10 protein-coding genes are annotated in these 12,678 nt (G+C 70.3%); 9 read left to right on the top strand and 1 reads right to left on the bottom strand.

The window, feature by feature from the left end:
* Positions 1–101 precede the first annotated feature (101 nt).
* The 8 genes from L1081_RS01710 to L1081_RS01675 are packed head-to-tail and all read left to right on the top strand — an operon-like array spanning position 102 to position 8,842.
* Entirely contained in the window at positions 102–1,700 is a 1,599-nt protein-coding gene (locus tag L1081_RS01710; protein ID WP_489414908.1) for an ABC transporter substrate-binding protein, read from the top strand.
* Positions 1,701–1,711: 11 nt separating this feature from the next.
* Entirely contained in the window at positions 1,712–2,686 is a 975-nt protein-coding gene (locus L1081_RS01705; protein ID WP_489414907.1) for an ABC transporter permease subunit, read from the top strand.
* On the top strand, positions 2,683–3,594 hold the full coding sequence (locus tag L1081_RS01700; RefSeq protein ID WP_489414906.1) for an ABC transporter permease subunit: 912 nt from the start codon (positions 2,683–2,685) through the stop codon (positions 3,592–3,594). Before L1081_RS01705 ends, L1081_RS01700 begins: the two co-directional genes overlap by 4 nt.
* A complete protein-coding gene (locus L1081_RS01695) occupies positions 3,594–4,649 on the top strand; it encodes an oligopeptide/dipeptide ABC transporter ATP-binding protein (RefSeq protein WP_489414905.1) in 1,056 nt (351 codons plus the stop codon). The genes L1081_RS01700 and L1081_RS01695 overlap by 1 nt, the downstream gene beginning before the upstream one ends.
* Positions 4,646–5,683: an oligopeptide/dipeptide ABC transporter ATP-binding protein gene (locus L1081_RS01690; protein ID WP_489414904.1), complete on the top strand. Its 1,038-nt coding sequence runs from the start codon at positions 4,646–4,648 to the stop codon at positions 5,681–5,683. Before L1081_RS01695 ends, L1081_RS01690 begins: the two co-directional genes overlap by 4 nt.
* Positions 5,684–5,685: 2 nt before the next feature.
* On the top strand, positions 5,686–7,356 hold the full coding sequence (locus L1081_RS01685) for an amidohydrolase family protein (protein ID WP_489416848.1): 1,671 nt from the start codon (positions 5,686–5,688) through the stop codon (positions 7,354–7,356).
* A 7-nt stretch (positions 7,357–7,363) separates the two neighbouring features.
* A complete protein-coding gene (locus L1081_RS01680) occupies positions 7,364–8,329 on the top strand; it encodes a GTP-binding protein (protein WP_489414903.1) in 966 nt (321 codons plus the stop codon).
* Positions 8,330–8,380: 51 nt separating this feature from the next.
* On the top strand, positions 8,381–8,842 hold the full coding sequence (locus L1081_RS01675) for a GNAT family N-acetyltransferase (protein WP_489416847.1): 462 nt from the start codon (positions 8,381–8,383) through the stop codon (positions 8,840–8,842).
* A gap of 16 nt (positions 8,843–8,858) precedes the next feature.
* Here L1081_RS01675 and L1081_RS01670 read toward each other — a convergent pair whose 3' ends face one another.
* Positions 8,859–9,206 (bottom strand): hypothetical protein, encoded by a 348-nt coding sequence (locus L1081_RS01670; RefSeq protein ID WP_489414902.1) that lies wholly within the window; start codon positions 9,204–9,206, stop codon positions 8,859–8,861.
* Positions 9,207–9,467: 261 nt separating this feature from the next.
* Here L1081_RS01670 and L1081_RS01665 point away from each other — a divergent pair, with 261 nt between their 5' ends.
* Positions 9,468–12,677, top strand: coding sequence for an autotransporter outer membrane beta-barrel domain-containing protein (locus tag L1081_RS01665; RefSeq protein ID WP_489414901.1), 3,210 nt, complete (start codon positions 9,468–9,470; stop codon positions 12,675–12,677).
* The last annotated feature ends 1 nt before the right edge of the window (position 12,678 follow it).

The following is a 12,678-nucleotide window of genomic DNA, read 5'->3' as shown; positions in this document are numbered from 1 at the left end:
GCTCTTCGCGTGCACGGGGCAAGCGCCTATCTTCGAGCGCAAGGCCCACGGGCCGAATCAATCCGTCCGCCTGCCTTGTGTCGAACTTCAGAGGTCCTGCCATGCCCCTTCTCCGCCTTGCGCGCCGCGCCACTTTGCTCTCGGCCGCGCTGATGACCGCGAGCACCCTCCTGCCGCTGCCCGCCTCCGCCGCCGAGGAGCCCAGGCGCGGCGGCACGCTGGTGATCGGCAGCACGCAGACGCCGCGGCACCTGAACGGCGCGGTGCAGTCGGGCATTGCCACCGCGCTGCCTTCCACGCAGATCTTCGCGAGCCCGCTGCGCTTCGACGACAAGTGGAACCCGCAGCCCTACCTCGCTGAAACATGGAAGCTGTCGGAAGACGGCAAGTCGCTCACGCTCAACCTGCGCAGGAACGCGGTGTTCCACGACGGCAAGCCGGTCACCTCGGCCGACGTGGCCTTTTCGATCATGGCCATCAAGGCCAACCATCCGTTCACCACCATGCTCGGCCCGGTCGACAAGGTGGACACGCCCGACCCCTACACCGCCGTCATCCGCATGAGCGTGCCGCACCCGGCCATCGTGCTCGCGATGTCGCCCGCGCTGTGCCCCATTCTTCCCAAGCACATCTATGGCGACGGGCAGGAACTGAAGAACCATCCGCGCAACACCACCGACGTGGTCGGCTCGGGCCCGTTCCGGCTGACCGAGTTCAAGCCGGCGCAGCGCATCGTGCTGGAGCGCTTTGACAAATTCTTCCTGCCCGGCAAGCCGTACCTCGACAAGGTGATCGTCAACGTCACGCCCGACATGGCCAGCCTGGTGCTCGGGCTGGAACGCGGCGACGTGCAGATGCTGCCCTTCGCCACGCTGCCCACCGATCTCAAGCGCTTCGCGAACGACCCGAAGGTGTCGCTCACGCCCAAGGGCTACGACGGCATCGGCGCGCTCAACTGGCTGGCCTTCAACACCGCAAAGAAGCCGCTCTCGGACGTGCAGGTGCGCAAGGCCATTGCCATGGCCATCGACAAGAACTTCATCGCCAAGGCGCTGATGGGCGGCTTTGCCACGGTGTCCGACGGCCCGCTGGTGGCAAGCAGCCCCTTCGCGGTGCCTGACCTGGTGCGCTATCCGCTGGACCTCAAGAAGGCCGGCGAGATGCTCGACGCCGCGGGCTACAAGGCCGGCGCCGGCGGCGAGCGCTTCAAGCTCACCATCGACTACCTGCCGGGTGCCGACGACCAGCAGAAGAACGTGGCCGAATACATCCGCGGCCAGCTCAAGAAGGTGGGCATCGCGGTGGAGGTGCGCGCCTCGGCCGACTTCCCGGCCTGGGCCAAGCGGCTGGCCTCGCACGACTTCGACATGTCGATGGACCTGGTGTTCAACTGGGGCGACCCGATCATCGGCGTGCACCGCACCTACCTGTCGACCAACATCAAGCCCATCGTCTGGACCAACACGCAGTCCTACGCCAACCCGAAGGTCGACGAGCTGCTGAACACCGCCGGCAGCCTGGCCGACCCGACCCAGCGCAAGGCCTACTACGCCACCTTCCAGAAGATCGTGACCGACGAGCTGCCGATCGAGTTCATCAACCAGGTGCCCTACCACACCATCACCAGCAAGAAGGTAGGCAACGTGCCGGCCACCATCTGGGGGCCGCTGTCGCCGCTGGACGAGGTCTACCTCAAGTAAGGCGGCGCGACATGGGCACATTGCGCTATGCCGCCTCGCGACTGCTCCAGGCCCTGGGCCTGGTGCTCGCGGTGGTGGTGCTCAACTTCGTGCTGGTGCACGCGGCGCCGGGCGACCCGGTGGAAACCATTGCCGGCGCCAGCGGCGGCATGTCGCCCGAGCTGATGGCGCAGCTGCGCACGCAGTACGGGCTCGACGAGCCGCTGCCGGTGCAGCTGGGCGTGTACCTGGGCAAGGTGGCGCGGGGGGACCTGGGCTACTCGTACTTCTTCAACCTGCCCGTGACGAGCATGATCGCCGAGCGCGTGCCGGCCACGCTGCTGCTGGTGCTGAGTTCGGTGCTGCTGGCCTTCTTTGCTGGCACCGCGCTGGGCGTGCTGTCGTCGCGCAAGCCGAACGGCTGGCTGTCGCAGTTCATCACGCTGCTGTCTCTGGTGGGCTTTGCGGCGCCGGTGTTCTGGCTCGGGATCATGCTGGTGATATTGCTGGCCTCGGTGTTCCCCATTCTTCCGGTGGCGGGCATGCGCTCCATCGACTCGACCGGCGGCGGCCTCAAGGACGTGCTAGACGTAGCGCATCACCTCGTGCTGCCCACGCTCACGCTGAGCCTGGTGTACCTGGCGCAGTACAGCCGGCTCGCGCGCTCGTCGATGCTCGACGTGCTGGGCTCCGACTTCATCCGCACCGCGCGCGCCAAGGGCCTGGCCGACCGCGTGGTGCTCTACAAGCATGCGCTGCGCAATGCGCTGCTGCCGGTGGTCACGGTACTGGGCCTGCAGTTCGGCAATGTGCTGGCCGGTGCGATCCTGGTGGAGACGGTGTTCAACTGGCCGGGCCTCGGCCGGCTGGCCTTCGAGTCGGTGCTGCGGCGCGACTACCCGACCATCCTCGGCGTGCTGCTCTTCTCTTCCATCGTGGTGGTGGTGATGAACCAGCTCACCGACCTGTGCTATCGCTTCATCGACCCGCGGATCAAGGCCTCATGAACAAGCTTGCAACGATGCCCTCCGTTTCCGCCGCACCTGACGCGCCCGCGAAGCCGGCCCTGCGTGTCGAGCACCCGGGCGTGGAGGCGATGCGCATGTTCCTGCGCAATCCCGCGGCCATTGCGGGCATGGCGATGCTGCTCGCAATGCTGGCGGTGGCCATCGCCGGACCCTGGTTCCATCCAGCCGACCCCTTCGAAATCAAGGCCGCGCCGCTCACGCCGCCTTTCAGCGAGGAAGCCTGGCTCGGCACCGACTACCTCGGCCGCGACGTGCTCACGACATTGATCTACGGCGGGCGCGCCACGCTGCTGGTGGGCGCGGTGGCCGCGCTGCTGTCGGTGCTGATCGGCATCACGCTGGGCGCCTTCGCGGGCTACTACGGCGGCAAGGTCGATGCGGCGCTGATGAAGCTGACGGAGTTCTTCCAGGTGCTGCCCGCGCTGCTGTTCGCGATGGTGGTGGTCACGCTGTTCTCGCCCACGCTGGTGACGGTCACGCTGGCCATCGGCATCGTGAGCTGGACCGGCACCGCGCGGCTCACGCGCGCCGAGTTCATGAAGTACCGCGGCCTGGAGTTCGTGCGTGCCGAGCGGGCCATCGGCGCGCGCGACGCCCGCATCATCTGGAAGGTGATCCTTCCCAACGCGCTGCCGCCGCTGGTGGTGTCGGCCACGCTGGCCATCGGCGCGGCGGTCCTGTTCGAGGCGGGGCTGTCGTTCCTTGGTCTGGGCGACCCCAACCAGATGAGCTGGGGTCTGATGATCGGCTCCAGCCGGCAGTACGTGCTGTCGTGCTGGTGGGCGGTGGCCTTTCCGGGTGCGGCCATCTTCATCACCGTGCTGGCCGTGAGCCTGATCGGCGACGGGCTCAACGATGCCCTCAACCCCAAGCTGAGGGAGCGCTGATGGCAAACGACGACGCACTGCTGCGGGTTCAGGACCTGCACGTCGAGTTCAAGACCCGCCGCGGCCAGGCGCTGGTGCTCAACGGCGTCGACTTCGAGATCCGCAGCGGCGAGACGCTGTGCGTGGTCGGCGAATCGGGCTGCGGCAAGAGCATGACGGCGCTCGCGCTGCTGCGGCTCGTTCCTTCGCCGCCGGGCCGCATCAGCGGCGGGCGCGTGATGTTCCAGGGCGAAGACCTGGTGCGGGCCAGCGATGCCCGCATGCGCGAGGTGCGCGGCAACCGCATCTCGATGATCTTCCAGGAGCCGATGACCTCGCTGAACCCGGTGTTCACCGTGGGCGACCAGATCGGTGAATCGCTGCGGCTGCATGCGGGCATGAATGCCCAGGCGGCCCGCGAGCGCGCCATCGAGATGCTGCGGCAGGTGGGCATTCCGGCGCCCGAGCGGCGCGTCGACGAGTACCCGCACCAGCTCTCGGGCGGCATGCGCCAGCGCGTGATGATTGCCATGGCGCTGGCCTGCCGGCCCGACATACTGATTGCCGACGAGCCCACCACCGCGCTCGACGTGACGGTGCAGGCCCAGATCTTCGACCTGCTGCGCGAGCTGCAGCGCGAGAAGGGCACGGCCATCATGCTCATCACGCACGACATGGGCGCGGTCGCCGAAATGGCCGACCGCGTGATGGTGATGTATGCGGGCCGCGTGATCGAACAGGGCAGCACCGAACAGGTGCTTTCGCAGCCGGGCCATCCCTACACACGCGGCCTGATCGACTGCCTGCCCGAACTCGGCAGCAGCGCGGCCTTCGGCGACGGCGCGCGGCCTGAACTGGCCGAGATCGCGGGCGTGGTGCCGTCGATCTGGGAGCTGGGCCGGGGCTGCGCATTCCGCGAGCGGTGCCCGCATGCGATGGCGCGCTGCGCCGCGGAGGCGCCGCCGATGCTCGCGCTCGAAGGCGCTGCAGAAGGCGCAGGCGCAGGCGCACCGCACGGCGCCGCCTGCTGGCTGCATGCCGAGGCGCCGCAGGCGCGCATGAAGGAGGCGGCATGACATTCATCGGCAAGACCGACACGCTGCTCTCGGTCGACGATCTCAAGGTGCACTTCGCGCGCGGCAAGGCACGCTGGGGCAAGCCCGCGGAAGTGGTGAAGGCGGTGGACGGTGTCTCGTTCGAGATCCGGCGCGGCACCACGCTGGCGGTGGTGGGCGAATCGGGCTCGGGCAAGACCACGACCGCGCTCGCGGTGATGCGGCTTTCGCCCGTCACCTCGGGCCGCATGCGGCTGGGCGACACCGACCTGGGCGCGCTGCAGGGCGAGGCGCTGCGGCGGGCGCGCACGCGCATGCAGATCATTTTCCAGGACCCGTTCTCCTCGCTGAATCCGCGCGAGCGCGCGGGTGCCACGGTGCGCGCCCCGCTCGAGCTGATGCAGGTGGGCACACCCGAAGAACGCACGCACCGCGTGGCCGAGCTGTTCGAGGCCGTGGGCCTGCGGCCCGAGCAGCAGCACCTGTTCCCGCACCAGTTCTCGGGCGGGCAGCGCCAGCGCATCAACATTGCGCGCGCGCTGGCCACCAACCCGGAGCTGGTGGTGTGCGACGAGCCGGTGTCGGCGCTGGACATTGCGATACGCGCGCAGATACTGAACCTGCTGGTGCGGCTGCAGCGCGAACTGGGGCTGACCTACCTCTTCATCTCGCACGACATGGCGGTGGTGGAGCACATCTGCGACGACATCGCCGTGATGTACCTCGGCCAGATCGTGGAGCGCGCGCCGCGCCGCAGCTTCTTCGCGCGGCCGCTGCACCCCTACAGCGTGGCGCTGATGTCGGCCGTGCCGACCGTGGGCGGCGGCCGCCGCCGCGCCGCGAGCCGCATCAAGCTTTCGGGCGATCCGCCGAGCCCGATCGACCCGCCGCCCGGCTGCCGCTTTGCCGGCCGCTGTCCCGTGGCCGAGCCGGCCTGCGCGGCCGAACTGCCGCCGCTGCGCGAAGTGGCGCCCGATCATTGGGTACGCTGCAGGCGTGTTGACATCGTCGACGGCACGGCCCTTCCTCCTCTTTCGATGCCTGAACTGCCATGAGCATGCCCATCACCACCGTCTACCCCGCGCGCAGGATCATCACCATGAACCCGATGCAGCCGCACGCCACGCACGTGGCGGTGCGCAGCGGCCGCGTACTGGCCGTGGGCACGCTCGCCGACATGCAGGCCTGGGGCGCATTCGCGCTCGACGAGCGCTTTGCCGGCAAGGTGCTGATGCCGGGCCTGGTCGAGGGCCACTGCCACCTCAAGGAAGGCAGCATGTGGGACTGGACGTACCTCGGCTGGTTCGACCGGCGCGACCCCCAGGGCAAGGTGTGGAGCGGCCTGCGCTCGATGGACGAGGTGGTGGCGCGCCTGCGGGAAGTGGCCGCGCAGATGGCGGCCGACGGCATTCCCGACACCGAGCCGCTGATCGCCTGGGGCTTCGATCCCATCTACTTCGGCGGCGAGCGCATGACGGTGGCGCACGTCGACCGCGCCAGCGCCACGCGGCCGGTCGTCATCGGCCATGCCAACGGCCACCTGATGAACGTCAACAGCGCCATGCTGCGCATCGCCGGCATCACGCGCGACAACGAGGTCGAGGGCGTGGTCAAGTTCGCGGCCGGCGAGATGGCGGGCGAGCCCACCGGCGAGCTGCAGGAGCCGGCCGCGATGTTCCTGGTGCTGCGCAGGATCGGCAACGCCGGCCTGCTCGCGCCGATGACCGAGGCCGGCGTGCGCTCCTTCGCGCGCCTGGCCTGCATGCAGGGCGTGACGACCGCGACCGACCTCGTCAACAAGCTCACCGACGAGGACTGCGGCGTGCTCGAGAACGCGACGCGCGACGAGGGCTTCGGCGTGCGCATCCTGCCGGCGTTCCAGGCCTTCCACGGCACGCACGGCGCGGCCCAGGGCGCCGAACATGTGAGGGCCCTGGTGCCGCGCAGCACCGACCGGCTGCGCTACGGCCTCGTGAAGATGATGCTCGACGGTTCGATCCAGGGCTTCTCGGCGCGGCTGCGCTGGCCGGGGCATTTCAACGGCGCACCCAACGGCATCTGGGTGACGGCACCCGCGCAGTACGAGGCCGACTTCGAGACCTATCACCGCGCGGGGCTCACCATCCACACGCACACCAACGGCGACGAGGCCAGCGAGGTGGCCATCGACGCCATCGAGCGCGTGCTGGCGCGCGCGCCGCGCCCCGACCATCGCCACACGCTGCAGCACGGGCAAATGATCGATGCGCCGCTGTTCCGGCGCATGGCGTCGCTCGGCCTCGGCGCGAACCTGTTCGCCAACCACCTCTGGTACTGGGGCGACCAGCACTACGAAATGACCATGGGCCCCGACCGCGCGAACCGGCTCGATGCCTGCGGCAGCGCGCTGGCGGCCGGTGTGCCGCTGGCCATCCATTCCGATGCGCCGGTCACGCCGCTCGGGCCGCTCTTCACCGCGTGGTGCGCCGTGAACCGCATCACGCCCAAGGGGCGGCTGCTCGGCGAATCGGAGCGCATCACGGTGCCGCAGGCGCTGCACGCGATCACGCTCGGCGCGGCCTGGACGCTGAAGCTCGACGGCGAGATCGGCAGCATCGAATGCGGCAAGCGCGCCGACTTCTGCGTGCTGGAAGACGATCCGCTCGAGATGGACCCGATGGCGCTGAAGGATGCGCGCGTGTGGGGCACGGTGCTGTCGGGCCGCGTGTTCGAGGCGCAAAGAAGTTGAGCATCGCGTGACGCAAGAGAACAGGCGCCTGCCGCTCACCGTCATCGGCGGCTTCCTGGGCGCGGGCAAGACCACGCTGCTCAACCGCTGGCTGCGCGAGGCGCAGGGCCTGCGCATCGCGGCGCTGGTGAACGACTTCGGCGCGCTCAACATCGATGCGGAACTGGTCGCCGCCACGCACGGCGAAACGCTGGCCCTGACCAACGGCTGCGTGTGCTGCCAGATCGGCGACGACCTGGGCCGCGCGCTGGTGCAGGTCATCGAGTCGGCCACGCCCTTCGATGCGGTGGTGATCGAGGCCAGCGGCGTTTCGGACCCGTGGCGCATTGCGCAGATCGGCATGGCCGCGCCCGAGCTGAGCCTCGAAGGCGTGATCGTGCTGGTCGACGCGGCCGCGGTGGCGCAGCAATCGCGCGACGTGCTGCTGGCGGACACGCTGGCGCGGCAGTTGAAGTCCGCCGATCTCGTGGTGCTCAACAAGGCCGATCTCGCAAGCGCCGCCGCACTCGCGCAAGCGAACGCGTGGGCCGAAGCCACCGCGCCCGGCACGCCGCGCCTCGAAGCCACCCAGTCGGCGGTGCCGCTCGCGCTGCTGTCGGGCCTGCCGCTGCCGGCCACCGGCCGCGAGCCCTGCGGGGGCGGGTGCGAGCACGGCCACGATCACGGCCATCACCACGCCCCCGACCACGGCGCGATGTTCCAGACCTGGAGCGCGCAACCCGCGGCCGCCATTCCCGCCGAGCTGCTGCGCGCGTGGCTGCGCGACGTGCCGCCGGGCGTGCTGCGGCTCAAGGGCCTGCTGCGCACCGGCCAGGGCGCGAACGGCGACGAGTGGTCCGAGATCCAGTTCGCCGGCCGCCATGGCTCGCTGCGCAAGGCCAGCCCGCCGCGGGAGGCGCGCGCCGGCGTGGTCGCCATCGGCCTGCGGCATCGATTGCCCACGCAGGCACTGGAGCATTTCTTCGCGCGTTGAGCCGGCCGTGTTGCAATCGCATGTTTTCAACGTGCAGACCACCGACGCATGATGACTTCTTCGCTCCTGATCCGCCCCCCGACGCCCGACGACTACGCCGCATGGAAGCCGCTGTGGGACGGCTACAACGCCTTCTACCAGCGCGAGGGGCCCACGGCCCTGCCCGACGAGATCACGCAGGTCACCTGGCAGCGCTTCTTCGACGCCTACGAGCCGGTGCACGCGCTGGTGGCCGAGCGCGACAGCCAGCTGGTGGGCCTCACCCACTATCTCTTTCACCGCAGCACCACGCGCATCGAGCCGAACTGCTACCTGCAGGACCTGTTCACGCTGCCCTCGGAGCGCGGCCGCGGCGTGGGGCGGCAACTGGTCGAAGGCGTGTACGCGCATGTGAAGCGCGTGGGCGCACACCGCGTCTACTGGCAGACGCACACGACCAACATCGCCGGGCGCGCGCTCTACGACAAGGTGGCCACGCACGACGGGTTCATCGTGTACGGCACCTTCGTCTGATAACGGCAAAGGAAGATCAGTACTTGATGGTCACACCGGCCTTCACGCCGTTGTTGCTCTTGCCATCCGTCAGCACGCCGCCGGTGAGCGACACGTTGCCGCCCGTGCTCGCGCCCAGCGAGTAGGTCGGCCGCGGCGTGGAGGTGTCGGTGCCGATGTAGCTTCCGCTGCCGTCGGGCCGCTGCACGCCGACCGTCGCGCCCTTGGTGTAGGCCGAGGTTTCGGTGGAATTGACGTTGGGTGCCACGTAGACGGTGCCCTTGTCGTCGCTGTCCAGGGGCACTTTCACCGGCTCCGCCATCGCGGCGGTGGCGGCTGCGCAGCACGCGGCCGCGCTCACCCACGCAAAGATCGATTTGCTCATGCCTCCGATCCTCGCGGCTGGGCCGCGCCGTGCCTGTAGGACAAGAGGCAGGCCGGCCTCGGCCGGCAGGCGCTTTGTCATGGTTGCGGCGCGCACGGGCGGGACGCTTGTCTCCCCGCAGAAGGGACGCACCGCTCATGTGCGCGGGCGGCGCAATTCCTACAGTGATTTCACGGGGCAAGGCCTGGGTCCGCCCTGGACTGCAGGCATTGCCAGTTGGCAGATCACCTAGGGGAAACAAGCCGTGAAAAAGGTAAGACCATGAACAAGACATTCCGAACCCTCTGGAATCCAGCGCTCGGCGCATGGGTGGCCGCGCCCGAAATCGCACGCGGCCATGTGCGCACGACCGGCCTGCATGCCGTTGCCATGGCGGTGCTGTGCCTGAGCGCCGGCTCCACCCTGGCCGAGGGCGGCGCGGGCGGCCAGCCCGTGGACAGCGCCGCGCTGCACGCCGGTTCCGGCGGCAGCAATGGCGGCGGCGGCGCGGGCGGGCTCAATGACAGCTCCATCGCCGCGCACGGCGGCGACGGCGGGTCGTCGACCGATGCCGGCGTCACCGCGGGATCCTCCGCCGACGTGGGCGCCTTCCCAGGCGCCACGGCAGGCGCAGGCGGTGCAGCAGGCAGTTCGAACACCATCGTCTCTCCCGGCGTGCTGCAGGGAGCCGACGGCGGCGCGGGCGAATCGCAGACCGGCGATTTCAGCAGCGGCAACGGCTATGGCGGCGGTGGTGGCGGCGGCTACCACGGCTTTCCGATGGGCTCCAGCACCTTCGCTTCCTCCGGCAGCTACACCGGTGGCAGCGGCGGCGCGGGCGGCAACGGCTACTGGGCCGCCGGCGGCGGCGGCGCCGGCGGCTATGGGTCCACATTGATCGGCCCGCTCGGCAACTACGACGCCTCCGGCACCTCCACCGGCGGCGCCGGCGGCAAGGGCGGCGACGCCTACTCGCAGGCCGGCGGCGGCGGCAGTGGCGGCGGCGGATTCTTCATCGGCGCGGCAACGCCCGGGCTCGGCTTCGGCAACAGCGGCACGCTCACGGGCGGCGCAGGCGGCGCCGGCGGGTCCGAACTGCTGCCGGCCCGAAGCAATGCCTCGGGCGGCGGCGGCGGCGCGGGCGGCGCCGGTGCCACGCTGGCCGGCAGCAGCCTCGTCATGACCAACACCGGCCAGATCACCGGCGGCGCGGGGGGCGCCGGCGGTGCGGGCGGCGGCGGCGCGGGCGGCACCGGTGCGCCCGGCGGCGGCGGCGACGGCGGCGTGGGCCTCCTGTCCACCGGCAGCGGCGCGACGATTGCCAACAGCGGCACCATCGCCGGTGGCGCAGGCGGCACCGGCGGGGCCAACAGCAACGGCGGCGCAAGCGGTGCGCACGGCGCCGGCGGCGCCGGCATCGCAGGCGCCAACCTGAACATCGCCAACAGCGGCACCATTTCAGGCGGCCTTGGCGGCGACGGCGCCACGCGCGCATCGGCCGTGTCGTTCACCGGCGGCAGCAACAGCCTGACGGTGAACACGGGCTCGTCGATGCTGGGCGCCATTGCCATCGGAAGCGGTGCCAGCGCCAGCGTGATCGCGGGAGCCGACGGCCTGAGCCTGAACAACGCACTGCTGCTGGGCGGCACGGGCACCATCGACACCAACGGCCACGGCATGGGCTGGTCAGGCCCGATCTCGGGCACCGGCGACCTGGTGAAGGTGGGCGCAGGCACGCTGACCCTGAGCGGCACCAACACGAACACCGGAGCCACCAACGTCGCAACCGGCACCCTGCGCGCCGGCGCGGCCGACACCTTCAGCAGCGCGAGCGCCTTCACGGTCAACGCGGGCGCCACGCTCGACCTGGCGGGCCACAGCCAGACCATCGGGTCGATGGCCAACAGCGGCATCGTCTCGCTGCTGAGCGGCACGCCCGGCGCCACCCTGACGGTGCGCGGCCCCTGGGTCGGCAACGACGGCACGCTGCGCCTGGGCACGGCGCTGGGCACCAGCGCCAGCCTGAGCGACCGGCTGATCCTCAGCGGCTGCACCGCCATTGCCAGCGGCAGCACCAACATACAGATCACCAACCTGGGCGGCCTGGGCGCGCTGACCATCGGCAACGGCATCGAAGTGGTGACCGCGATGAACGGCGCCACCACCACGGCGCAGACCACGCGCGACGCCTTCCGCCTGGCAGGCGGCCACGTCGACGCCGGCGCCTACGAGTACCGGCTGCACGCCGCCGACGCGAGTGGCGCGGGCGAGAACTGGTACCTGCGCTCCGGCATCATCGTCGCGCCTCCGCCGCCCCCTCCTCCACCTCCTCCGCCTCCCCCCCCACCGCCTCCGCCACCTGCACCACCGGGGCCGCCTGCGCCACCCGCACCACCGGCACCACCGGCACCACCGGCACCGCCTGCACCTGCGCCTGCGCCGGCGCCGGCGCCGGACGACGGTGGCACCCCGCGCAGCAGCGACGGCAACACCCCGCCCACCGCGGTCGGCGTGACGGTGCCCACCTACCGTGCCGAAGTCCCGCTGTACGCAGCACTGCCCGAGCAGTTCCGCCAGTCCAACCTGGCCATGGTGGGCAACCTCCACCAGCGCGTGGGCGACGACGGCGCGGCCGGGCTTGCCACGGCCACGCCCGAGCAGGGCTACCGCCAGGGCTGGGCCCGCATCATCAGCATGGACCGCACCATCGGCCAGGGCGGCACCGTGAGCCCCACCAGCGAGGGGCGCCTGACGGGCTTCCAGGCCGGCAACGACCTGTGGGCCAATCCCAACTGGCGCGTCGGCATCTATATCGGCCAGCTTGAGGGCGACATGCGCGTGAACGGCTTTGCCCGCGGCGTGCAGGGCTATGGGGTCGGCTCCAGCGACCTGCGCAGCCAGTACCTGGGCGCCTACGCCACCTGGAAGAACGACAGCGGCCTGTACGTGGACGGCGTGCTGCAGGCCGGCCGCCACCGCTACACCGCGGCCACGACACTGGGCTCGGCCGGCTCGGGCAAGGGCCACAGCCTGCTGGCTTCCGTGGAGGTGGGCCAGGGCTTTCGCATCTCGCCGGAATGGATCGTCGAGCCGCAGCTGCAGCTGGTGCATCAGCGCGTGAGCCTGGACGACGCCGGCATCATCGGCGCCATGGTGCAGCAGCACAGCCACAGCGGCTGGCTGGTGCGCGCCGGCGTGCGGGTCAAGGGCGAGATGACCACCAGCGCCGGGCCGCTGCAGCCCTATGCGCGGCTGAACCTCTACCGCAGCAGCAGCGGCGCGGACGTCACGCGCTTCATCGGCCCGGCGGCCTACACCGACATTGCCACGCGCACCGGCGGCACGAGCACCGAACTGGCGGCGGGCGCCACGCTGCAGCTCACGCAGAACATGAGCCTGTATGGCGAGGTCGGCAAGTTCTGGGCCTCGGGCGGCGGCGCGCGCATGAAGAGCGGCCTGAACGGCAGCGTGGGCCTGAAGATCCGCTGGTGAG

The sequence above is a fragment of the Variovorax sp. MSC1_012 genome (genome assembly GCF_023667525.1).
GTDB lineage: Bacteria > Pseudomonadota > Gammaproteobacteria > Burkholderiales > Burkholderiaceae_C > Variovorax > Variovorax beijingensis_B.
This window is presented reverse-complemented; position numbering and strand designations above follow the sequence as displayed.